The organism is Aquabacterium sp. (genome assembly GCF_014378415.1).
In the GTDB taxonomy this organism is placed as follows: domain Bacteria; phylum Pseudomonadota; class Gammaproteobacteria; order Burkholderiales; family Burkholderiaceae_C; genus Aquabacterium.
Map to the genome: position 1 here is coordinate 1 of NZ_JACMNS010000072.1, position 23,831 is coordinate 23,831.

The following is a 23,831-nucleotide window of genomic DNA, read 5'->3' on the forward strand; positions in this document are numbered from 1 at the left end:
ACGTGTCCAAGACACAACCATCTCCGCAGCATCCCCCCAAGGTCGAGGATTCAGTACACATGGGCCGGTGTCTGAATAGGAATTAGCCCTATGCTTGCAATATAGACTCTTCAGGGGTAACGAAAATGGTCTTTCGCCAATTCACCAATTCTTCCATTCGCGCCGCTTTAGCTGGCGCCATCGCGCTGTCTCTGCTTGGTTGCGGTTCATTCAACCGCTACCCACCCGCGCCAGCCGTCGCATCAACACCTGACCATCCCTACAAAATAGGTGCGCTGGACTCGCTGAACATTGTTGTCTGGCGAAACCCCGATTTGTCGTCCACCGTCACGGTTCGCCCCGATGGCCGAATTTCACTGCCTTTGGTTGAAAACCTGGAAGCTGCCGGACGCTATCCCGCCGATTTGTCGCGCGATATTGAAAAAGCACTGGCCAAGTTCATCCGCGAGCCGGTGGTGACCGTGATCGTGAACAATTTCCAAGGCGTGTCCACCGAGCAAATTCGCATCGTTGGCGAAGCCTCCAAGCCACAGTCCGTGCCATTTCGGCAAAACATGACATTGCTGGATGTCATGATCCAGGCGGGTGGCCTGACTGATTTCGCAGATGGCAACGGTGCCGTCCTGGTTCGCGGCTCGGAGCAAGGCAAGCAATACAGCCTGCGGCTCAAGGATTTGATCAAACGTGGCGATATTTCCGCCAACGTTGAAATCAAGCCTGGAGACATCATCATCGTTCCGCAAAGCTGGTTCTAAGCTGAACCTTCAGCCCCATGGCACGCGAACCCTTGTTTAGTTCTTCTTGGTATGGATGACATTCTTCGACAAGTCGCCAGTATTTTGACGGCCATGTGGCAGCGCCGCTGGCTAGGCGCCGCCATGGCCTGGTTGATCGCCATCCTGGGCGCATTGGGCGTTTTGGTGATGCGGGACAAGTACGAAGCTTCAGCGCGGATTTATGTGGACACAGAAACCGTGCTCAAACCGTTGATGACCGGTCTGGCCTTCCAGCCCGATGTCGAGCAGCAGGTGCGGATGCTGGCCAAAACACTGCTGAGCCGCCCCAATGTCGATCGCCTGATGCAATCACCTCGCATTGGATTGGACAAACTGAATGAGGGCGATCACGAAAAAGTCATTGACCGCCTGATGAAAGACATTCATGTCATGCCCAGCGGCAACAACAACCTGTACGAGATCAGCTATCGGGACATCAATCCCCAGCGCGCGCAGCGCATTGTGGAAGAGCTGGTATCTCTGTTCATGATTGCCGGGGTGGGCGACAAGCAACGGGACTCGGAGCAAGCTCGCCAATTTCTGGATGAGCAAATTCGCAGCTATGAAGGCAAGCTGAGCGCGTCGGAGAACAAACTCAAGGACTTCAAGCTGCGCAACTTTGGTTTGACGGGCACGTCCAACCAGGATTACTTCGCCCGCATGTCTAACTTGTCCGATGAAACCGGGCGACTCAGGGTGGAATTGAGTGCGGCAGAACAAGCCCGCGATGCACTGCGCCGCGAGTTGGCCATGGAAGAGCCCTCCATCCCGCCAGAGATGATGGCCACCAATGGATTTTCCGGGCCGCCCGCGTCCGACCTGGATGTGCGCCTGGACTCGCAAAGGCGACAGTTGGACGAATTGCTGAGGCGCTACACCGATGAGCACCCGGACGTGGTCAGCGCCAGGCGCACCATCGTCCAGCTGGAACAGCAGCGTAAAGCTGAACAGGATATCAAGCTGCGGGCGCAAGCCAGTGGCTCGCGGCTGCGTGCAGCCCCCACCAGCCCAGTGTTCCAACGCATTCGCGTCGCGCTGGCTGAGGCCGAGGCCAAAGTCGCCTCGCTGCGGGGACAATTGGGCGAGCAAAACGCACAACTGGGTCGCACCCGCGCACTGGCCAGCCAGATGCCTCAAGTCGAAGCGGAGCTGGCGCAGTTGAACCGCGACTACGAGGTCGTGCGCAAAAACTACGAGCAGTTGGTCACCCGCCGAGAGTCTGCCTCGCTGGGCGAGAAAATCGACCAGACCACCCGGGTCGCCGAGTTCAGGGTGGTGGAGCCGCCGCGTGTCAAGCCCAGTCCCGTCAAACCCAGCCGGACCCTGGTCGCTTTTCTGGCGGTCGTGGCCGCCTTGGTCGCAGGCGTGGCCACCACTTTCGGGTTGACCCACGTGTTCCCCACCGTTCACGACACACGCCATCTCAAGGAAATCTCGGGGCGCCCGGTCCTGGGCAGCGTCTCCCTGGTGATCAGCCCATTGATCAGCGAAGCCATTCAAAAAGGCAATCGCCTTTTTGGAATCAACCTGGCGTTCTTTTTCTTGGTGAACGCGGCATGGCTGGTAGTCGTGGCCCGTCAGCTTCTCCCCTGATGTACCCATGAACACCATTGAACAAGCAGCCAAACGACTGGAAGAGTTACGTCGCGCCGGGGTGGATATCAACCCCGCCGACATTGCTCGATCTCCAGTGGCCGAGCCCGCCATCGAATCCAGGCCAAAGGCACCTGTGGCAGCGCCAGCCCCAGCGGTGGCCATGGATGTTGCGCCAGCGCGAGCAGCTCGCGAAGAAATCCCTGCGGATCTGCGCCGTTCACGCCATGTCAACCTCGACTTCCAGCGCATGGCCAGCTGCGGCTTGTTGGTGCCGGGCAATCCAAGGTCGCAACTGGAAGAAGAGTTTCGAATCATCAAGCGCCCACTGCTTGAAAATGTTCGCGGGCAATCTGCGTCGCGCCCCAAGCGCGCCAACATCATCATGGTGACCAGTGCTGTGCCCGGAGAAGGCAAGACGCAAACGGCCATCAATCTGGCGGTCAGCATCGCCATGGAACTGGATCACACGGTCTTGCTGGTGGAAGCCGATGTCATTCGGCCATCGGCGCTTGAGCGCATGGGTGTGTCCGTGTCCAAAGGCCTGCTGGACTTGTTGACCGCCCCCGAGACCGACTTGTCAGAAGTGCTGCTCAAGACCAACATCCCCAAGCTGACACTGCTTCCAGCAGGCACCTCCAGCTCGCGGTCCACGGAGTTGCTGGCCAGCGCGGCCATGGACGCCTTGCTGGAAGAGCTGGCCACCACCTACCCGGACCGGGTCATTGTGTTTGACACGCCACCTTTGCTGCCCAGCACCGAATCGCGTGTGCTGGCCACCTCCATGGGGCAGGTGCTGATGGTGGTTGAATCCGGCAAGACCCCGCTCAACACTGTGAAGCTAGCCTTCGCCACGGTGCAAGAGTGCCCTGTGGTGATGTCGATGTTGAACAAATACACCGGTCCGAAGGGAAACCGAACCTATGGCTACTATGCGCCGTGAGTTTTTGGCCCTCCCCTTCCTGGTGTTGGTGCTGCTTCACAGCGCACATGGGCAACAACTGGTGATCAAGCCTGGTGTGGATGTCACGGCGACGGCCACGACCAATGCATCGCCAATCAATCAGGCGCCACGCAAGGACTTGGTGATCAACGTCTCGCCTGAGTTGAGCGTCTCGTATGGCGGCACCCGCTCGCGGATCGATGGGCGACTCAAGGTCGACAACCTTCACTACTCGCGAGACAGCCAGCTCGACCGCACCTTGCCCAGTGGCGAGCTGATACTGCATTCGGACCTGGTGGATCAGTGGGGCGGGCTGGAAGCCTCCGTGGAGACCCGGCAGATCGCCAGTCCGTTGGACCAAAGCGCCATCCCAAACAGCTACACCACCACGAAGGCCTTGATCTCGCCCTTCATCGAACACGACTTCGACGCGAACACCAAGCTGAAAGCCCAGTTCGAAAAATCGATCATCAAGTCCAGCGAAGTCACGCAAAAACAAGCGCCTGTTCCGGACCTGCATGCATCGCAATACTCTGCGCGACTCGAACGCCAGCCCACTCCGATCGGCGCATCGCTTGAATGGACTGCCAAAGATTCTGAAGCGGCCACCACGGGCCTGTTGCCATCCAAATACACGTACAAGGAAAACGCCGTGCGCGCGGGCGCGACCTATGCGCTCAACGATCAATTGCACGCGGGCCTGATCCTGGGGCGTGAGTCCATTCGCCAAGAAGCGGAGCAGCAGAGCGACACCATCCGTGGGATCACGCTGGATTGGCGCCCCAACGAACGCGCGGCCTTGAATTCCAGGATCGAGCGGCGCTTCTTTGGCACCGGCTGGAAGGTCGACTGGAACCACCGCAGGCTCTTGTTCAATTGGGGCTTCACGTCTGAACGAACCGCCAGCACTTACGCCTCGTCGGTAGGCCGCGCCGTTCCGGTCACGAACGATGGTCAGCCCGCTTCGCTCGACCCGGCCTTTTCTCTGGCGGCGTCCCTTCGCCAGACTTTCCAGGGCCACATGGTGTTCGTGGGACAACGCCAAAGCGTGACATTGGCCAGTGGAATGGACAAAGTCGAGCCACTACCATTGGGCCCCAACAGCCTGGCCATCGGCGCCGCCACACAGCAACGTTATGTTGAGGCCCTGTTCAATCGGCGCCTCACGCCCTTGACCTCATTGAACACCAGCCTTCGTTGGACCCGCTCGTCGGTCGACTCGACAGGCGCCCTGGTGCAACCCACCTTTGCACAGACCGGACAGACCCGCACCATTCTCTGGCGCGGCGACATCAACACCAAGCTGTCGCAGCAAGCCACCGCTACCTTTGGCCTGCGGCACCAGAATGCCACCGGATCACAGCAATACGGCAATGACGAATCAGCCATGTTCGTCAGCCTGGGTTATCACTACTGACCCCCCATGTACGAGAACCATTTCGGCTTCACTGGCGCCCCCTTCCTGCTCAACCCGGACCCCAGCTTCTTCTTTGACAGCAAGGGGCACAGCAGCGCCCTGTCCTACCTGAAGTTTGGCCTCTACCAGGCCGAAGGCTTCATCGTCATCACAGGCGACATCGGCGCTGGCAAGACCACCCTGGTTCGCACCCTGCTCAACGACATCGACCATGAGAAGGTCGTGGCAGCGCAGTTGGTTAGCACGCAACTGGAAGCCGGTGACCTGCTTCGCGCATCAATCGCCGCCTTTGGCATCCCCTGCAAAGGCAACACCAAAGCCGACCTGATCTCGACACTCGAGGCCTACCTGACACTGCTGGCCACTCAGCAAAAGCGCGCCGTGCTGATCGTCGATGAAGCGCAGAACCTCAGCCGCGATGCGATCGAAGAGTTGCGCATGCTTTCCAACTTCCAGTTTGGCAACCAGGCCCTGCTGCAAAGCTTCCTGATCGGCCAGCCTGAGTTGCGCACGATGCTGCTGTCGCGCTCGCTTGAGCAATTGCGCCAGCGAGTGATCGCGTCCTACCACCTGGGACCCATGGACCGTGACGAGACGCGCCGCTACGTCGAGCACCGCCTGCGCAAAGTCGGCTGGACCGATAACCCACAGATCAGCGCCGACGCGTTTGACGAGTGCTACGAGTGGACTTCCGGCATTCCGCGCCGCATCAATTTGCTGTGCAACCGGGTTTTGCTGGCGACTTTCCTGGCTGGCGAGCATGAGATCTCGGCTGCCAGCGTGTCTCGGATCGCGCAGGAAATACGCGCCGAAATTGGCGAGCCATTGCTCAGCAACACCGGCGCTTCCGCTTCGGCCAACGCCAGTCTGGCCTTGAAAGAGTCGATCATCCCCACGCTGACCCAGGGATTGGACGGGCCAGTGGCCAGCCAAAGTTGGGTCGCGCCGGTCATCAATCCCGAGGTTAATCCGAACACCCCATTTTTGCTTTGCCTGACGGGCTCCCGCACGGGTTGCCTGCGGGCCTCGCCTTTGCTCAAGGCCTTGAGTTGCCGCACTGACTTGCCGCCCGCACGGCTCTTGCACATTGACACCCCGGGCCACTTCGAGCTGACGCAGGATTGGTCGGAACACCTGGGCCTGCGCAACCCTGACTACCGATTGCGCCTGCCTGCGGGCAATGGGCTGACCCACCTGGCCGCCACCTTGCAGCAACTCGATCAGCTGTTTGAGCAACATCGGCCGGCGGCCATCATTGTTCAGGCCGGCGACGACACGGCCTTGGCAGGCAGCCTGGCCGCGCAAAGGCATGGCATCCCCATCATTCACCTGGAAGCCGGACTGCGAAGCTTTGACCGATCGCGCCCCCAAGAGGTCAACGCCATGATGTGCGATCACATGGGCGAGTTGCTGTTCACCTCCGAGTGGGTTGCGCACGACAACCTGGCCAGAGAAGGCATCCCTGCCGACCGGGTGCTATTCGTGGGCAACCTGCTGATGGACGCCATCCGCGCCATGTTGCCGCAAGCCTCGCAACCCAAGTACACCCTGCGCCAACTCAATCAGCCCACCGACATCCTGAAAAGCAAGAGCGGCGTGGGCGTGGTCTACCTCCAGCAACTGGACAAGATCACCAACCCGGAAGAGTTAACCAGCCTGGTTGGCATCTTGCGCATGGTCAGCAAGGACATCCCCTTGATCTGGCCCATGCACGACAGTACACGCGCTTGCCTGGACCACCTGGGCTTGCTGCAAAGTGCCCATGAAGGGCACATCATGGCGCTGCCCCTGATCCCGTATCACAAGATGATTGGCCTGCTGGGCCACTCTGCTTGCGTGCTGACCGACTCATCCACGGTTCAGGAAGAGGCCACCATCCTGGGCATCCCGTGCCTGACACTGCACAACTTCACCGAGCGACGCATCACGGTCGAACAGGGCACCAACATCGCGGTAGGTCACAACAGCAGCGTGATCAGCCGAGCCGTGGCTGAAATCTTGCGTGGTGGCGGTAAAAAGGGGCGTCTGCCCAAGTTTTGGGATGGGCAAACCTCGTCCAGGATGGCTGAACACCTGTTGACATGGATCAGGGCAAAGGGTATTTCGAGCCCGGATCGTTCTGAAGAACAGACACCGTTGCAAGTTGAACAACAAGCCGGGTTTTAATGCGATTTAGTGGCACTTATCGATATGATGAAAGCAATTGCCGATGGCAGGCCCTGCCACTGAGCTAAGGATCCCCAGGACATGACCGCTGTCACGCCATTGTTCCGAGCCGCAGGACGACTTGTGTCTCCGGGAGGAACCAAGGGCAAACTCACCATACTGACCTACCACCGCGTGCCGCCTGACATCGACCCGCTGTTGTCCAGTGACCAGGTCAATGCTCAGAAATTTTCCAAGCACATGGGGATCCTCGCCGAGTGCTTCAATGTGCTGTGCCTGCCCGAAGCACTGGAACGCTTGGCACGCGGCACATTGCCATCGCGCGCGCTGAGCATCACCTTTGACGACGGGTACCGTGACAACTACACCATCGCGCTGCCCATCTTGCAAAGCCATGGAATGAAGGCCACTTTTTTCGTCTGCAGCGGCTACCTCAATGACGGACTCATGTTCAATGACGTCATCATCGAATCCCTGAGAGCCTGCCAATCCACTCAACTGGATCTTTGTTGGCTGGGGCTGGGCCACCTTCCGGTGCATGACATGACGTCAAAACACGTTAGCGCCCAGAAAATATTGGGCGCCGTAAAATACTTGCCGTTTCTAGAACGTGAACAGGCTTGTGCGCGCCTGTGGCAGGCTGCGGCACCTGGCAAAGAACTGCCCCGCCTGATGATGACGGACGACCAGATTCGCCAGTTGGTGGCCCACGGCATGACCATCGGTGGGCACACCCATACCCACCCCATCTTGAACCGAATCGACCTGGACAGCGCACGCCAAGACATTGCGCACAACCGACAGCTGCTGGCCACATTGGTGGGACACGAGCCACTGATTTTTGCCTACCCCAACGGTCGCCCTGTGCGTGACTACGGCCATGAGCACGTCCAACTGGTGATGGAGCTGGGCTACCACGCTGCGGTCTCGACCGCCTGGGGCGTCGCCACCCACTCGTGCGACCGCTACCAACTGCCCAGGTTTGCACCTTGGGAAGGCAATCCCAGGCGCCTTGTGATGCAACTGTTGCGCAACGCCATGACAGGTCAGCACCCGCTGACTGCGAGGAATGTGGGCTAACACCGCTCATCATGGTTATGACGGCGAAATATCAATTGTTCACGGTATTGCCCACTAACCCCCTCGAGTTAGGGCCCCCCCCCTCGTTTGGAGGATTATTTCAAGTGCCCGGTATGCCGATAATGGCGCATTACAAATAATTACGGGTTAAGCAGATTGTTGCATAGCGGCACAATTTGCCTGGTCTTCAGAGGCGCACCAAATGTTACGGGTCTTCCAGCATCACATCTCAATCGCGACGCTTTCCGAGCTATTGGCGGACAGCTTGACCAGCTTTTTGGCGATCCTGCTGGGGGTCATGACCCTCCTGCACATGTCGAGCACATCCCCCGATGTGGTTAGCATGTCCACGGCTTTGTGGGCCGGTTTGGGCTTTGCTTTCGTGATGCCCCTGCACTGTGGTTTGCTGGGTGTGTACCGTGAAGGCTCCGAGCGCAAAACCCCCCGCGCCAAATTGGGCCGGGCCCTGCTGGGCTGCCTGCTGGGCGCCCCCATCGCCTACCAATTGGCCATCAAAACCATGCTGGACGGCGCCCAGGCTTACCAACTCATGGGTTTTGCCGCGGCCTACCTGGTTTTTGGCTTGGTGGTGGTGCGCGGTTACCTGATGACCACCTTGCGCAGCGCCTTCGTGCAGCAGCGCATCCTGATCGTTGGCACAGGCAAGGAAGCCCACTCCGTGGCCTCCGACCTCAAGGCCCGTCGTGTTCAGGGCCATTCGGTGATCGGTTTTTACCCCGCTGGCGAGGCCGATCATGGCGTCACCGACAAGCGCTTCAACATTTTCTCCAGTGCCCTGTCGATCAAGGACATCATTCAACGTCACGACATTAACCAGATCATTGTGGCGGTCAAAGAACAGCGTGGCGGCAGCGTCCCCATGGACCAATTGCTGTCCGCCCGCATCCAGGGCATTCCAGTTTTGGACCTGGCTGCTTTTTACGAGCAAACGACGGGTGAAGTGCCCGTGGACAGCCTGAAGGCCAGCTGGTTGGTGTACGGCCAGGGCTTTGCCCAGGACCGCACCCGCATGGCGATCAAACGCTTGTTCGACATCGTCAGTTCGTCTGCGCTGTTGTTGCTGGCCTCCCCGATCATGCTGATCACGATGTTGGCCATCAAGCTGGAAAGCGAAGGCCCGATCATCTACCGCCAGGAGCGCGTGGGCCTGGGCGGCAAAATCTTCATGTGCCTGAAGTTCCGCAGCATGAGCACGGACGCTGAAAAAGACGGCGTGGCCGTGTGGGCCAAGAAAAACGATTCGCGCGTGACCCGTGTGGGCGCTTTCATCCGCAAGACCCGCATTGACGAATTGCCACAGATCCTGAGCGTGCTCAAGGGTGAGATGAGCATGGTGGGCCCCAGGCCCGAGCGCCCCACCTTCGTCGAACAGCTCAAGCAACAGATCCCCTATTACGACATCCGCCACAGCGTCAAGCCAGGCGTGACAGGCTGGGCCCAGGTCAAATACAGCTACGGTGCCTCTCTGGAAGACGCGCTTCACAAGCACCAGTACGACCTGTACTACGTCAAGAACAACTCTTTGTTCCTGGACTTGCTGATTTTGTTCGAAACCGTCAGCGTGGTGATTTTCCGCGAGGGTTCGCAGTGAACGTTCACTGAACCAGACATGATTCAGCTTGATCAATGGCGCGCCTTCGGGTGCGCCATTGTCATTTTGCAGGACAATAGAGGGTTGCCCAGCGCGTACCGGACAAGTAACTCATCCGATCTCTTGTGACCGATTTTCAAGACGCCCTCCTCAGACCTGCTGCCCTGCCGCGCTCGCGGATGAAGCTGGCATTGGCCTGGGCGCTTGGGATCGCCTTGCTGGGCTGGCTGCTGTCGCGAACGCCCATCGCACCGGTCATTGAGGCCATCCAAAGGCCCTCGATCACCATTTGGTTGATCACCTTGGGCGGACTGCTGCTCAGCTATGGTTTGCGGGGCGCCAGGCTGCAGGTGGTGCTGAACCTGGATGCCCACCATGCGCCCCCCCAGCGGTGGTTGGGTTTGCGGACCGACGCCCTGCGCGTGATCCTGCTTCACAACGCGGCTGTGAATTTGTTGCCCATGCGCGCCGGTGAATTGAGCTTTCCCTGGCTGGCGGCGCGGGAGTTGAGGCTGCCCATGTCGCGCGCCTTGGTCTGCTTGATGTGGATGCGGCTTCAGGATCTGGCGGTGCTGGCAGGCTTGGGATTGGCCCTGTGGCCTGGGCTGCCCTTGTTCGCCAGGCTGTTGGGCCTGCTGGGCCTGGTCTTGTGCTGGCACGGCGGGTGGTCGCTGTTGAGGCGGCTATTGGCCAGTTCAACCACTGATGCCCAGGCCGCCACGGGGTGGCGAGGCATGGCCCTCAAACTCAAAGCCGCCATGCTGGAGCCGGCACACCATCGACCCGCCGCCTGGGGACTGACCCTGGCCAACTGGACACTCAAGCTGGCAGCGGGCGCCACTTTGCTCAGCGCCATCAGCCAAATCAGTTGGCCGGTGGCCTGGGCTGGCGCGCTGGGAGGCGAACTGGCGGCCATTTTCCCGCTGCAAGGGCCGGCCGGCTTTGGCACTTATGAAGCAGGGGTGTGGGCCGGCGTGGCTTCCTTGCTGGAACAGCAGTCACCCCTGTTAACGCATGTGGTGGGCGCCGCCCTGGCACTCCATGTTTGCTTCCTGATTTGCGCGGTCTGTGCCGCGTGCGTGGCGGCTTTATTGACCAAATTCACGAGCAAGCCCAAAGCGCAAGGGGATTTGCCCCCGCGTCATCCCGACTGAGCAAGATCGTTTTAGTTTGTTAGAAAGAATGTTCATGAGTTCAGTGCCGACGCCCTTCGTCGCCCCCCTGCCTGCTGTGCCAGATCACCAGTTGTCCATCGTCGTACCCATGTACAACGAGGTGGACAACGTCGTGCCATTTGTGACCGCCGTCCATGAGGCCTTGGCCGCCTACGCTTGGCCCTGGGAGCTCATCATCGTCAACGATGGCAGCCGCGATGGCACCCAGCAAGCCCTGGATGCCCAAGCCAAGCTCCGAGGCCCGCACGTTCGTCCCATTCATTTGTGGCGCAACTTTCGCCAGACCGCCGCGATGCAGGCTGGCATCGATGCGGCCCGAGGCGATGTGATCGTGACCCTGGACGGTGACTTGCAGAACGACCCCAAGGACATCCCTGCCATCGTCGCCAAGCTGGTGAATGAAGACCTGGACCTGGTCGCGGGCTGGCGCCAGAACCGCCAGGATGGTTTTTTCCTGCGCAAAGTGCCCTCGCAGATTGCCAATCGCCTGATTCGCAAGATCACCGGGCTGGAGTTCCAGGACCTGGGGTGCAGCCTGAAGGCCTACCGCGCCAGTGTGCTCAAGCGCGTGCGCCTGTACGGTGAAATGCACCGATTCATTCCCGCCTGGATGGCCACAGTCACCTCGCCAGCCCGCATGTCCGAGCTGGCGGTCAGCCACCATCCTCGCACGCAAGGTGAATCCAAGTACGGCATTTCGCGCACACTGCGCGTCGTGCTGGATCTGCTGGCGGTGAACTTTTTCCTGCGCTTCGCTGGTCGCCCCGGGCACTTCTTTGGCGGTGTCGGGCTGGGCGTGGGCTTGATCGGCAGCTTGATCCTGGGCTACCTGGGCGTGCTCAAGATGTTGGGGAACAACATCGGTGGGCGACCATTGCTCTGGCTGGGATTTTTCTGCGTGCTGGGTGGACTACAGTTTCTGACCACGGGCGTGCTGGCCGAACTGCTGATCCGCATTTATTACGATCGGGGCGAAGTAGCCCAATATCACACCACCGAAGCGCCGGCCCAGGCTCCCGATCAGGGCTGGCATCGCCAGGCCTAGGGCCTGTCCAAATCACATTTGCCCCATCAACCATGAACACAGAGACGTCTGACCAAGCGACCGTCGCGCAGGACAAGCCCGAGGGCATGGCACCGGCCGCACGACCATCAGGTCAGCGCTGGCCCCGCCTTTGGGGGCCGCGCATGTGGAAACTGCTGGCGCTGGCCGTGGCCTTGACGCTTTACCGCTTCTGGGTGGTTCAACACAGCGGCATCTCTTTGTTTTTTGATGAATCTCAGTACTGGGATTGGTCACGGCATTTGAGCTGGGGTTACTTTTCCAAGCCACCACTGATTGCTGGCCTGGTCGGGCTGAGCACCAGCTTGTTTGGATCCGGCGTGCTGGGCGTCAAGGCCCTGTCCATCTTGGTATACCCGCTGACCGCGGTCGCCATGGTGGGCCTGGCTCGGGCGCTTTGGCCCACCAGCAGCGGTGTGCGCACTGGCATGGTGGCCGGCGCCTTGTTCCTGACCACCCCGATGGTGGGCTTGTTAGGGCTGGTGGCCAGCACGGATGGCCCCTTGATGCTGTGCTGGACGCTGGCGGCCTGGGCCCTTTGGCGCGCCCAGGTGACCAACCGGCTCGGTCTTTGGGTGCTGTGTGGCGCCGTCGTCGGCGTGGGCATCATGGACAAATACACCATGGCCGCCTTTGGCTTGACCGCCGTGTGGGCACTTTGGGGCGTGCACGGCCCCAAGCGTGGCGTGCTGCGCGTCGGGCCTTGGGCCGCCCTGCTGGTCGCGGCCGTCATCGTGTCGCCCAATGTCTGGTGGAACGCCCAGAACGGCTTCCCGACCCTGCACCACACCGCCGAGTTGACCGCGCAGTCTGGCCGCCATGGTGGCTTGTTGCCGATGATCACGTTCGCATTGGGACAGATCCTGATGCTGGGCCCGGTCACGGTGTTGGCCGCCTTGTGGCTGCTCAAGCAGGCCGCCAATTTGAGCCCCGCTTCGATTCCGCCCAGCCAATGGGCGGCGTCCAGCCAGATGATGCCTCCTAGCCAATGGCGCCCCTCCAGCCCAGTGTTGCCACCCAGCCAACTGAACATGCCAGGTGCGCGCGATGCGGCCAGTGGTGATGGCCGTCCTCAGGCCATCCGCACCTCGGCGTATTACCTGGCATCCATGTCGTCCTACCGCTTCTTGTGGGCGCTGAGCATTCCTTTGCTGCTGGTGGCAATGGCACAGGCTTTTTACGCAGACGCCCACGTTAACTGGGCTGCCCCGGCCATGATCGGCCTGACCATGTTGGCGGCATCGCGTTTGAGCCAACCGCTGGTCCCTTTGGCAGCACCGCGCCCCAACAAATGGTTGGCGGTGGTTCTGATCAGCAACCTGGTCTTGACCAGCCTGGTGCTGCACGCCAAGGACATCGGGGGCGACAAGCTGCCTTCGAAGTACGACATCCTGGTGCGCATGCGTGGCTGGCAGGAGGCGTTTGACCAACTGGCCCCCGTCATGGAGGAGCCCACCATCGCCGGCCTGCCGGTGCTGGCCGACAAACGCCTGCTGCTGAGCCAGACCTCTTACCACTGGCGCCGCTTCAACCCGAAGGTGGTGGCGTGGAACCCCAAGAACCTGCAAACGAGCCACTACGAGCTCACGCAAAGCCTGAGCAACAAGGTGGGTCAAGACATGGTGCTGGTGACCGACGAAGCCAACCCCAAGGCGATCCTGCAACGTTTCGCCATTGTTCGCGAGATGAAAAGTGTCGTGGTGCCCACGGGTCCTGACCGCCAACTGGCGCTGCATGTGTTCTTCCTGCGCGGGTTCCTGGGCTATGACGAAAAGTCATACCTGGAGCAAAGCGGCGCCAGCACCAACAGTGACGAGTAAGGTGGCCATTGAACGTGAAAGCGCGGGCGAAGAAGCCCGCTGGATCTGGGCGGTGCTCTTGTTCTGCTTGGCCGCATTTGCCAAGTGGCCCAACCTTGACATGATGGTGTCAAAGCAGCTCTACGTGCCAGGCCAGGGTTTCATCCATGCCCAAAATGCGCTGGTGCAGGCCTCGTACGACTGGACACCGCTGATCGGCAGAACCATCTTGGCCGGGTTGGTCGTGCTGGCCTTGCTAGGCCCCCTGCTGGCACGCTTGCTGCGCGGGCAAGACCTGGCACGACTGGCGGCGCAATGCCGAGGCCCATGGCGCCGCATGGCCGCGGTGGCGGTGCTTTGCGGCGTACTGGGGCCTGGCTTGGTGATTGAGGTCTGGTTCAAGAACACGGTGGGCCGACCTCGCCCTGTGCAGGTCGCCACCTTTGGGGGGGATCAATCCTTTCATGGTGTTTTTCAGCCAGGCCCCGAGCCCAAAACTCACCGCAGTTTCGTCAGCAGCCATGCCGCCGCAGGGTTCTGGCTGTTGAGCCTGGGGCTGACAGCCGGCCCTGTCTGGCGCCGCCGCTGGCTGGTCATTGGACTGGTCACGGGCAGCCTGATCGGCCTGGGTCGAATGATGCAGGGCGGACACTTTCTGAGTGACATCGTTTTTTCGTTTTACGCGGTCTGGATACCCTGCGAGATCGTCGCGGCGCTGGATCGCCGCCAGCGCCGTCGTCCTCAATGACCTCAGCGCCATCGCCTGACCCCATCTGGGCTAGCATTCTGGGTCGAACCCTGATGCTTTTTCTCCGCGCACGATAGATTGCCGACCATGAGTTCTCCTGAGACCGTCGTCTATGACTACACCCGCCAAGACGCCACGGGCGCCAGTTGCACGGCCCATGCCTGGGCCAAAGTGCCCACGCCCCTGAGCCCGCCTCAACGCCAAGCCACCAAGGCGCGCATCAAGCAGTTGCTGGTAGAGCGCCAAGCCGTGCTCGTGGCCCACTACTACGTGGATGGCGACTTGCAGGACCTGGCCCTGGAAACCGGGGGCTGCGTGTCCGACTCGCTGGAGATGGCGCGCTTCGGGCGCGACCATGCCGCCAAGACGCTGATCGTGGCCGGCGTGAAGTTCATGGGCGAATCGGCCAAAATTTTGAGCCCTGAAAAGCGGGTGTTGATGCCCGACCTGGACGCCACCTGCTCGCTCGACCTGGGCTGCCCCGCCGATGATTTCGCGCAGTTCTGCGATGCCCACCCTGACCGCAAAGTCGTGGTCTATGCCAACACCAGCGCCGCCGTGAAGGCACGCGCCGACTGGATGGTGACTAGCTCATGCGCGCTGGCCATCGTCGGCCACCTGAAGGCGCAGGGCGAGAAAGTGCTGTGGGCCCCGGACCGCCACCTGGGCCGCTACATCCAGAACCAGACCGGCGCCGACATGCTGATGTGGAACGGCGAATGCATCGTGCACGACGAGTTCAAGGGCGTTGAGCTGCAGTTGATGCGCGAGCAATACCCCGACGCCCTGATCCTGGTCCACCCCGAATCGCCCGAAAGCGTCGTGGCCCTGGCCGACGTGGTGGGCTCGACCTCGCAGTTGCTCAAAGCCGTGGTCGAATCCAGCGCGCAAACCTTCATCGTGGCCACCGACAATGGCATCCTGCACCGCATGCGCCAACTGGCGCCGACCAAGACCTTGCTTGAGGCCCCCACTGCGGGCAACAGCGCCACCTGCAAGAGCTGCGCGCACTGCCCCTGGATGGCGATGAATGCCCTGCAAGGCGTGCTGGATTGCCTGGAAAAGGGCACGGGTGAGGTCACCGTGGACGAGGCCATCCGCATCGAAGCCAAAGGTTGCATCGACCGCATGCTCGACTTCGTGGCGCGCAACCCTGCATCCCTTCAAAAGCCTGCGCAAGGCTTTGTCCCCAACATTGGCGCAGCCTGAGCTGCACCGCACTTTCACCGCCATGTTCGACCACAACGAGACCCTGACCGAGGCGCGCGAGCGCAACATCCGCGATGCCCTGTTCGAAGACGTGGGCGTGTGCGACTGGACCGCGCAACTGGTGCCCGCAGGGCAGCGCGTCAAAGCCCGCCTGCTGGTGCGCGAACAGGCCGTGCTGTGTGGCCGCGACTGGTTCGAAGGCTGTCTGTTCAAGCTTGATCCCAAGGCCTCGATCACCTGGGCTTATGACGAAGGCGCCTTGATGGCCGAGGGCACCGAAGTCTGCCTGATCGAAGCCGACGCGCGCGCCCTGCTGACCGCCGAGCGCCCTGGCATCAACTTTGTGCAGACCTTGTCGGCCGTGGCCACGCTGGCACATGTGCACATGCAGGCCATTGCTGGCGCCTCACCCAACCCGCGTGGCTGCGTGGTGCTGGACACCCGCAAGACCCTGCCCGGCCTGCGCCTCGCGCAAAAATACGCGGTGCGCGTGGGCGGCGGTGCCAACCAGCGCTTGGCCTTGTACGACGGCATCCTGATCAAGGAAAACCACATCGCCGCCGCCGGCAGTGTCACGCAGGCGCTGCGCAATGCCCAGGCCTTGGTGGCAGCACAGACCCAAGCCTTGCGGGATCAGATCAGCATCCAGATCGAGGTCGAAAACCTGGCACAACTGCGCGAAGCCTTGAGTGCTGGCGCGGTCAGCATCTTGCTGGACAACTTTGACCTGGCCCTGATGCGCCAGGCCGTGGCCATCAATGATGAGTTGACCCAAGGCGAAGCCTTGCTGGAAGCCTCCGGTGGGGTGACGATGGAGCAGTTGCGCGGCATTGCCAGCACGGGTGTCGACCGCATCTCGATCGGCAAGCTGACCAAGGACGTCAAGGCCGTGGATTTCTCTTTGCGGGTGCTGGAGCGCCTGGGCACCTGAGCTGAGGGGCCGGGCAGTGGGCATAGTGCACAAAGCCAAGGCTTGCGAGGCCACCAAGGCCGTTTTCAAACAGGCCGGATGAGACAAACTGGGCGCATCTTCAAGGACGAGGCCGCCCATGCCCGCTGATTTCTCATCGCTTCGCAATTATTTTGAACGCCAGGTCTTCGAGGCCGTGGTGGTCATCGCGCACCAATACCCACTGCTGGCCGAGGAGCAATTGCCCGACGTGGCCTGTGTGGCGCTCAATTATTTGCCCACGCGTTACATCCGCCACGAGGTGGACCTGGTGTTCTACCTGACCGAGAAAGAGCGGGCCGACAACGAGATCGCCATTGCCGACGCCGTGCGCTATGCCTGTGAGTTCGTGCAGGCGCGCTTCGCGATGCGGGCTCGCCGTTAAGGCATCAAATCAAGGCAACCAGGCATCGCGCTTCTTGGGCTTCTTGCTGAGGATGGTGGGGAAGCTGACTGGCAGCGTGCGCGGGTAGTCGCGGCTGTAGTGCAGGCCGCGGCTTTCCTGGCGCGACAGGGCTGAGCGCACGATCAGCTCCGCGCAATCGACCAGGTTGCGCAGCTCGAGCAAATCGCGGCTCACGCGGAAGGCGGCGTAATAGTCGTCGATCTCGCTGCGCAGCAGTTTGATGCGGTGCAGCGCACGCTCCAGGCGGCGCGTGGTGCGCACGATGCCCACGTAGTTCCACATCACCAGGCGCAACTCGTCCCAGTTGTGCGAGATGACGACCTCTTCGTCGGCATCAGACACCTGGCTTTCGTCCCAGCCGGGCAAAGTGGGGCCTTCTGGGGGCTGCTGGGTCTGGATGTCGTCCGCACACGTGCGGCCCAGGACCACGCACTCCAGCAGGGAGTTGCTGGCCAGGCGGTTGGCGCCATGCAGGCCGGTGTAGGTGGTCTCGCCCACGGCGTACAGGCCGGGCAGGTCGGTTCGGCCTTGCAGGTCGGTGACCACACCGCCGCAGGTGTAGTGCGCGGCGGGTACCACGGGGATGAACTGCTTGGCGATGTCGATGCCCAAGCTCAGGCAGCGGGCGTGGATGGTCGGGAAGTGCGCTTTCAGGAAGTCTTCGCCCAGGTGCGTGGCGTCCAGCCAAACGTGGTCCAGGCCGTGCTTTTTCATCTCGAAGTCAATGGCGCGGGCGACGATGTCGCGTGGGGCCAGCTCGCCCCGGGCGTCGTGGGAAAGCATGAAGCGGGTGCCATCGGGCAGGCGCAGCAAAGCGCCCTCGCCTCTTAACGCTTCGGTGATCAGAAAGCTGCGCTCTTGCGGGTGGTACAGGCAAGTCGGGTGAAACTGGATGAACTCCATGTTGCCAACCCGGCAACCGGCCCGCCAGGCCATGGCGATGCCGTCGCCGGTAGCGGTGTCGGGGTTGCTGGTGTAGCGGTAGACCTTGCCCACGCCACCGGTGGCCAAAACCACGGCAGAAGCAGCCAGGGTCTCGACACGCTGGGTTTCGATGTCAAGCGCGTAGATGCCGTGGCAGCGCTGGGTGTTGGCTGAAGTGGCACCGCCCTTGCGCAGATGGCGGTCGGTGATCAGGTCCACGGCCATCCAGCGCTCGCGCATGCTGATGTTGGGGTGGCGCTTGACTTCTTCCAACAGCACATCGTGGATGGCTTTGCCAGTGGCGTCGGCCGCGTGGGCGATGCGGCGCACGGCATGTCCGCCCTCGCGGGTCAGGTGCAAACCGAGCGGACCTTCGGGGTCGGCTGAAAAAGGCACCCCTCGCTCGACCAACCATTGCACCGCACGGGCGCTGTGGCGGGCGATGAACTCGGCCGTGCGCTCATCGACCAAGCCCGCGCCCGCCTCCTGGGTATCGCGCACGTGGGAGCCAATGCTGTCATCGTTGCCCAGCACGCCGACGATGCCGCCCTGCGCCCAGGCCGTGGCGGATTCTTCCAATTGGCGTTTAGCCAGCACGATGACGGGTTGCGTCTCGGCCAAGTGCAGCGCCACGGTGAGACCGGCCAGGCCCGCGCCAATGATGACGACGGGGAGTTGTGAGGCCGAAATTTGGTCTGGCATTCAAATGAACGACAAGGTCGCAAAGGCAGTTGATCAGCCATTTTAGTCACTGCTACCATTCCCACGCGCCGCCCCTCCATGGCGGCCCTACTTCGGAGTTCCCCATGCGCTGGAAAGGCAACCGTCAAAGCGACAACGTCGAAGACGCTCGGGATGACAGCTCGGACGGCGGCGGGGGTCGGCAGGGCTTCTCTCTGGGCGGCGGTCGCCTGAGCCTGGGCACCGTGGCCATCGCGCTGGTGGCCAGTTACTTTTTAGGCATCAACCCGATGACGGTGCTCAGCATGCTGAGCGGTGGCGGTGGCGGTGGCGGTGGCGTGGTGAGCAGCCCGGCCCCGTCGCAAGTCAGCACCCCGGCCGATCCTTCCAAACCACAGCAACCCAGCCAGGATCCGCAGGTTCAGTTCGTGGCCACCGTGTTGGCCGACACCGAGGATGTCTGGGGCGACATTTTCAAACAAGCTGGCGGCACGTACGAGAACCCGAAGCTGAAGATCTTTCGCGGCGCCACCACCACGGCATGCGGCCAGGGTGAAGCGGCCATGGGCCCGTTCTATTGCCCGGCCGACCACAAGGTCTACATTGATCTGGCGTTTTACGACACCCTGCGCGACCGCCTGGGCGCACCGGGTGACTTTGCCCAGGCCTACGTGATCGCGCATGAAGTGGGCCACCATGTTCAGAACCTGCTGGGCACCTCGGCCAAGCTGGACGAAGCACGCGGCCGCGTCAGCAAGGTGCAGTACAACGCCTTGAGCGTGCGCCTTGAACTGCAAGCCGACTGCTTTGCCGGCGTGTGGGCCAACCACGCGCAGCGCTCACGCCAGATCATCGAAGCGGGCGACATCGAAGAAGCGCTGAACGCCGCCTCGCAGATTGGCGACGACACGCTGCAACGCAAGTCGCAAGGCCAGGTGGTGCCGGAAAGCTTCACCCATGGCAGCAGCCAACAGCGCGTGAGTTGGTTCAAGCGCGGCTTTGAAAGCGGCGAGATCAAGCAGTGCAACACTTTCACCAAACAGCCTGTTTGACAACAAGGCATTGACCGAGGAGACACCCCAAATGCAAGCCTGGACCTGCGACAACCCCACCGGCGTGGACGCCCTGACCTGGAAAGAATCCCCCACGCCAGAGCCCGGCAAGGGTGAAGTGCGCGTGGCCATCAAGGCCGCCAGCCTGAACTTTCCTGATCTGCTGATCGTGCAGGGCAAGTACCAGATGAAGCCCAACCCGCCGTTTGTGCCCGGCGCCGAGTTTTCAGGCGTGGTCGAGGCCGTGGGCGAAGGCGTCAGGCACCTGGCGGTGGGCACCTCGGTCGCGGGCTTTGCGGGCACTGGCGGTTTTGGCACGCACACTGTGGCACCAGCGGCCATGCTGATGCCGCTGCCGCCTGCGTTTTCTTTTGAAGATGCTGCGGCGTTTCTGTGCACCTATGGCACCTCGTACCACGCGCTGATCGACCGCGCTGCCCTCAAGGCTGGCGAGACCGTGCTGGTGCTGGGTGCCGCTGGGGGCGTCGGCACGGCGGCCATCCAGATCGCCAAGGCGGCAGGCGCCAAGGTGATTGCCGCGGCGTCAACCGACGACAAGTGCGCGCTGTGCAAGCAGTTGGGCGCCGACGAGACCATCAATTACAGCACCGGCCATCTGCGTGATGAATTGAAAACGCTGACCGGGGGCAAGGGCCCGGACGTGGTCTATGACCCGGTGGGTGGCGACTTGACCGAGGCGGCTTTCCGATCAATCGGGTGGCGCGGCCGCTACCTGGTCATCGGCTTTGCCAACGGCACCATCCCGGCCCTGCCCTTGAACCTGGCCTTGCTGAAGGGTGCGTCAATCATGGGCGTGTTCTGGGGTGAGTTCGCCAAGCGCGAGCCGCAGAACAACGCCGCCTGCCTGATGCAACTGGCAGCTTGGTACATGGAAGGCAAGATCAAGCCCTTGATTGAGCACAAGCTGCCCATGTCGCAGCTGAAGGAGGCGTTTGCGCTGATGGGCGCGCGTCAGGTGCGGGGCAAGATTGTGTTGGTGAACGACTGACCGTGCTTGGGGTGCTTAGTTGGGGCGGCGCGGGGCTCGGGCTAATCAGCAGCCAGCTGCAAACCCCAGCGCACGTGCTCACCCACCAAGTCGACATCGACCCCGGCCGGAGGACTTGACAACCATTGCTGCAGTGCCGCGCGAACCGCTTCGTCACCCGTGGCCCGCAGCGCATTGCCCAAGGCCACGGCAATGTTGCGTTGCCATTTTGTGAAGCCGATGCGGCGGATCGGACTGCCCTCCATGGTCCGCAAAAAAGTCGCCTCGTCCCAGGCCCAAAGTTGCAAAAGGGCCGGGGCATCGAACACCGCCCGCGCATCGAAATCAGGCACCTGGGCGCGCTGGGCAAACTTGTTCCACGGGCAGATCAGTTGGCAGTCGTCGCAACCATAGATGCGGTTGCCCATCAAGGCGCGCAGCTCCAGTGGGATCGGACCACCGTGCTCGATCGTCAGGTAGGAGATGCAGCGGCGCGCATCCACCTGACGCTCACCCACGATGGCCTGCGTGGGGCACACGTCCATGCAGGATTGGCACGAGCCGCAGTGCGCGGTCTCGGGCGCCGTCAAGGGCAAGGCCAGGTCGACGTAGATCTCACCCAGGAAGAAGGTCGAGCCGGCATCGCGCGACAGCAGCAACGTGTGCTTGCCCCGCCAACCCAGGCCGCTTCGACTGGCCAGCTCCACTTCCATGACCGGCGCCGAATCAGTGAACACGCGGTGGCCAAAGGGCCCCAGGTGCTCGGCCAATTGGTCGGACAGAGTTTGCAGCCGCGCGCGCAGTACCTTGTGATAATCGCGACCCCGGGCATAGACCGACACGGTGGCATCCAGGGGGCGGCCCATGCGGTCCCATTCGATGGCCTGCCAACCATCGGGCGTGGTCTGCGGCAGGTAATCCATGCGCGCTGTGATGACCCGCACGGTGCCCGGCACCAGCTCAGCCGGACGGGCCCTTTTGAGGCCGTGGGCGGCCATGTAGTGCATCTCACCGTGGAAACCACGCGCCAACCAGCTCAATAAACCGGCCTCCGCACTTGACAAGTCCACGTCCGCGACCCCAATCTGCGAAAATCCCAACTCCGAGGCCCAACCCCGCAAGCGTGTCAGCACCTCATCGAGGTTCAAACCCGATGATGAAGTGCCTTCCGACAAGCTTGGCCGCAGTTCATGACGCATGTGACGATCCTAACAAGCACCCTGCCCCATCCCACGAGTCCATCAGCGACACGCGGCGATTTCGTCTGGCTGGACGAAGTCGCTTGCAGCGCCATGGCCGGCCAGTGGGCAGATATCTTGAAGCCGTCGCTGCAAGATGGCGAGTCCGCGATCATCGAGTTGCGTGGCACTTTGGGCGCGGGCAAAACCACCTTCACGCGCCACCTGCTGCGCGCCCTGGGCGTGGAAGGCCGCATCAAGAGCCCCAGCTATGCGGTGGTTGAGCCGCACGAAGCGCCCGGCATGGCGATCTGGCATTTTGATTTCTACCGCTTCAATGATCCGCAGGAATGGGAAGACGCGGGCTTTCGAGATCTGTTCGCCAGCGCGGGCCTCAAGCTGGTGGAATGGCCCGACAAGGCCGCCGGCCTGCTGCCCATGGCCGACCTGTTGCTGACCTTGACGCCGGTGGACGAAGACCGCCGCCAGGTGCGCGTTGAAACCGGCACGGCGCAAGGCGCGCAATGGCTATCACGATTGATTCAAGAGGGCCTGCCCCATGGATGACCTGAACCGACGCCAACTGCTGACACGCGGTGCGCAAGGCGCCCTGGTGCTGCTGCTCGGCCCGATGGAGCTGGCCCATGGCGCGCAGCTGATGGCCGTGCGCGTGTGGCCGGCCTCCGACTACACCCGCGTCACGCTGGAATCCGACACGCTGCTGAAGGCCAAGCATTTTTTGGTGGTCAACCCCATGCGCATGGTGGTCGACATCGAAGGCCTGGAGCTGAACATGCAGTTGCGCGAGCTGGTCAGCAAGGTTCGCGCCGACGATCCTTACATCGCCAAGGTGCGAGCCGGCCAGTACAAGCCGAACATCGTGCGCCTGGTGTTCGACCTCAAGCAAGCCGCCAAGCCGCAGGTGTTCAGCCTGCAGCCCGTGGCGGCCTACCAGCACCGCCTGGTGTTCGATTTGTATTCGGTGGTGGAGGCCGATCCGCGCCTGGCCCTGCAATCTGCCGCCACGCAGAATGCGGCCAGCGCACCAACGGCTGCGAGCGAGGCCGGGGCGTCCGTCGCGGCCAGCACGGCATCGCCTGGCAACAGCGCACCCGCGCCCATCAACCTGGCGGGCGTGGGCAAGGGCAGCGCGTCTGACCAGGCCGCCAACGCCGTCAACGACGCGCTGGGCGCCTTCATCGGCGACTTGCGGCAGCGCAGCACCGACAAGGCCGTGGTCCGCGCCACGCCTCCTTTCAAAGGCATCGACAAGTCGATGGACAAGGCCATGGCCGAGGCAGAACGCCAGGCCTCCGAGCCCGAGCTGGCGAGCCTGGACGCTCGCAAATCCACCCAGCGCCTGGTCATCATCGCGCTGGACGCGGGCCATGGCGGGGAGGACCCCGGCGCCGTCGGCCCCACCGGACTGTATGAAAAAGACGTGGTGCTGTCGATCGCCAAGCTGCTGCGCGCGCGCATCAATGCCCAACCCGGCATGCGCGCCATGCTCACGCGCGAGTCCGACTACTTCGTGCCCTTGAATGAGCGCGTGACCAAGGCCCGTCGAGTGCAGGCCGACCTGTTCATGTCCATTCACGCTGATGCTTTCTTGAACCCACAGGCACGAGGTGCTTCGGTGTTTGCCTTGTCCGAGAACGGCGCCTCCAGTGCCGCCGCGCGCTGGATGGCCAAAAAAGAGAACGCGTCCGACATGGTCGGTGGGGTCAACATCAAGGCCAAAGATGCCACGGTGATGCGGGCGCTGCTGGACATGTCGACCACCGCGCAGATCAAAGACAGCTTGAAGCTGGGCGACGTGATTCTGGGCAATCTGGGCAAGATCGGGCGGCTGCACAAAGGCAAGGTCGAACAAGCGGGCTTTGCCGTGCTGAAGGCACCGGACATCCCCTCGGTCTTGGTGGAAACCGGTTTCATCTCCAACCCGGAAGAAGAGCGCAAGCTGCGCGACGAAGACTACCAGGCCAAGATGGCCGATGCCCTGCTGGCCGGCATCCAGCGCTACTTTGCCAAGAACCCGCCGATGGCGCGCAACCGGGCTTTGTGAACCACGC

20 protein-coding genes are annotated in these 23,831 nt (G+C 61.9%); 18 read left to right on the plus strand and 2 right to left on the minus strand.

What is annotated here, in order from left to right; all coding sequences use genetic code 11:
- Window positions 1–125 precede the first annotated feature (125 nt).
- The 14 genes from H7225_RS06950 to H7225_RS07015 all read left to right on the plus strand — a co-directional run bounded on the left by H7225_RS06950 (window position 126) and on the right by H7225_RS07015 (window position 16,915).
- On the plus strand, window positions 126–755 hold the full coding sequence (locus H7225_RS06950; protein ID WP_290660214.1) for an XrtA/PEP-CTERM system exopolysaccharide export protein: 630 nt from the start codon (window positions 126–128) through the stop codon (window positions 753–755).
- Window positions 756–806: 51 nt separating this feature from the next.
- On the plus strand, window positions 807–2,369 hold the full coding sequence (locus H7225_RS06955) for an XrtA system polysaccharide chain length determinant (RefSeq protein WP_290660216.1): 1,563 nt from the start codon (window positions 807–809) through the stop codon (window positions 2,367–2,369).
- A 7-nt stretch (window positions 2,370–2,376) separates the two neighbouring features.
- Window positions 2,377–3,312: an XrtA-associated tyrosine autokinase gene (locus H7225_RS06960; RefSeq protein ID WP_290660219.1), complete on the plus strand. Its 936-nt coding sequence runs from the start codon at window positions 2,377–2,379 to the stop codon at window positions 3,310–3,312.
- The gene (locus H7225_RS06965) at window positions 3,293–4,729 is read left to right on the plus strand and encodes a TIGR03016 family PEP-CTERM system-associated outer membrane protein (protein ID WP_290660221.1); all 1,437 of its coding nucleotides are present in this window, start codon (window positions 3,293–3,295) and stop codon (window positions 4,727–4,729) included. Before H7225_RS06960 ends, H7225_RS06965 begins: the two co-directional genes overlap by 20 nt.
- Window positions 4,730–4,735: 6 nt before the next feature.
- A complete protein-coding gene (locus H7225_RS06970) occupies window positions 4,736–6,895 on the plus strand; it encodes an XrtA/PEP-CTERM system-associated ATPase (protein WP_290660223.1) in 2,160 nt (719 codons plus the stop codon).
- 81 nt (window positions 6,896–6,976) lie between these two features.
- Window positions 6,977–7,975 (plus strand): polysaccharide deacetylase family protein, encoded by a 999-nt coding sequence (locus H7225_RS06975; protein ID WP_290660225.1) that lies wholly within the window; start codon window positions 6,977–6,979, stop codon window positions 7,973–7,975.
- A 202-nt stretch (window positions 7,976–8,177) separates the two neighbouring features.
- The gene (locus H7225_RS06980) at window positions 8,178–9,587 is read left to right on the plus strand and encodes a TIGR03013 family XrtA/PEP-CTERM system glycosyltransferase (protein ID WP_290660227.1); all 1,410 of its coding nucleotides are present in this window, start codon (window positions 8,178–8,180) and stop codon (window positions 9,585–9,587) included.
- Window positions 9,588–9,712: 125 nt separating this feature from the next.
- Window positions 9,713–10,741: a lysylphosphatidylglycerol synthase domain-containing protein gene (locus tag H7225_RS06985; RefSeq protein ID WP_290660228.1), complete on the plus strand. Its 1,029-nt coding sequence runs from the start codon at window positions 9,713–9,715 to the stop codon at window positions 10,739–10,741.
- Between the two features lie 34 nt (window positions 10,742–10,775).
- Window positions 10,776–11,807: a glycosyltransferase family 2 protein gene (locus H7225_RS06990; RefSeq protein ID WP_290660230.1), complete on the plus strand. Its 1,032-nt coding sequence runs from the start codon at window positions 10,776–10,778 to the stop codon at window positions 11,805–11,807.
- Window positions 11,808–11,839: 32 nt separating this feature from the next.
- Complete coding sequence (locus H7225_RS06995; RefSeq protein WP_290660232.1) at window positions 11,840–13,645, plus strand: glycosyltransferase family 39 protein; 1,806 nt, start codon at window positions 11,840–11,842, stop codon at window positions 13,643–13,645.
- Between the two features lies 1 nt (window position 13,646).
- Entirely contained in the window at window positions 13,647–14,372 is a 726-nt protein-coding gene (locus H7225_RS07000; protein WP_290660234.1) for a phosphatase PAP2 family protein, read from the plus strand.
- Between the two features lie 87 nt (window positions 14,373–14,459).
- Window positions 14,460–15,581 carry a quinolinate synthase NadA gene (gene nadA, locus H7225_RS07005; RefSeq protein ID WP_290660236.1) on the plus strand — a complete coding sequence of 374 codons (1,122 nt, stop codon included), beginning with the start codon at window positions 14,460–14,462 and terminating at the stop codon, window positions 15,579–15,581.
- Window positions 15,582–15,603: 22 nt separating this feature from the next.
- Window positions 15,604–16,512, plus strand: coding sequence for a carboxylating nicotinate-nucleotide diphosphorylase (gene nadC, locus H7225_RS07010; RefSeq protein ID WP_290660238.1), 909 nt, complete (start codon window positions 15,604–15,606; stop codon window positions 16,510–16,512).
- Between the two features lie 118 nt (window positions 16,513–16,630).
- Window positions 16,631–16,915, plus strand: coding sequence for a late competence development ComFB family protein (locus H7225_RS07015; RefSeq protein WP_290660240.1), 285 nt, complete (start codon window positions 16,631–16,633; stop codon window positions 16,913–16,915).
- A gap of 9 nt (window positions 16,916–16,924) precedes the next feature.
- Here H7225_RS07015 and nadB read toward each other — a convergent pair whose 3' ends face one another.
- Window positions 16,925–18,562 (minus strand): L-aspartate oxidase, encoded by a 1,638-nt coding sequence (nadB, locus tag H7225_RS07020; RefSeq protein WP_290660242.1) that lies wholly within the window; start codon window positions 18,560–18,562, stop codon window positions 16,925–16,927.
- A gap of 104 nt (window positions 18,563–18,666) precedes the next feature.
- On the opposite strand from nadB, the gene H7225_RS07025 reads away from it, so the two are divergent.
- Window positions 18,667–19,593, plus strand: a complete 927-nt coding sequence (locus H7225_RS07025) for a neutral zinc metallopeptidase (protein ID WP_290660244.1) — start codon at window positions 18,667–18,669, stop codon at window positions 19,591–19,593.
- A 31-nt stretch (window positions 19,594–19,624) separates the two neighbouring features.
- Window positions 19,625–20,602 (plus strand): NADPH:quinone oxidoreductase family protein, encoded by a 978-nt coding sequence (locus H7225_RS07030; protein ID WP_290660246.1) that lies wholly within the window; start codon window positions 19,625–19,627, stop codon window positions 20,600–20,602.
- 41 nt (window positions 20,603–20,643) lie between these two features.
- Here the strand turns inward: H7225_RS07030 and queG are convergent, their stop codons facing one another.
- The gene (gene queG, locus H7225_RS07035) at window positions 20,644–21,702 is read right to left on the minus strand and encodes a tRNA epoxyqueuosine(34) reductase QueG (protein WP_290660260.1); all 1,059 of its coding nucleotides are present in this window, start codon (window positions 21,700–21,702) and stop codon (window positions 20,644–20,646) included.
- Between the two features lie 171 nt (window positions 21,703–21,873).
- On the opposite strand from queG, the gene tsaE reads away from it, so the two are divergent.
- Window positions 21,874–22,326, plus strand: a complete 453-nt coding sequence (gene tsaE, locus H7225_RS07040) for a tRNA (adenosine(37)-N6)-threonylcarbamoyltransferase complex ATPase subunit type 1 TsaE (RefSeq protein ID WP_290660262.1) — start codon at window positions 21,874–21,876, stop codon at window positions 22,324–22,326.
- Window positions 22,319–23,824 (plus strand): N-acetylmuramoyl-L-alanine amidase, encoded by a 1,506-nt coding sequence (locus tag H7225_RS07045; RefSeq protein ID WP_290660248.1) that lies wholly within the window; start codon window positions 22,319–22,321, stop codon window positions 23,822–23,824. Before tsaE ends, H7225_RS07045 begins: the two co-directional genes overlap by 8 nt.
- Window positions 23,825–23,831: the final 7 nt, after the last annotated feature.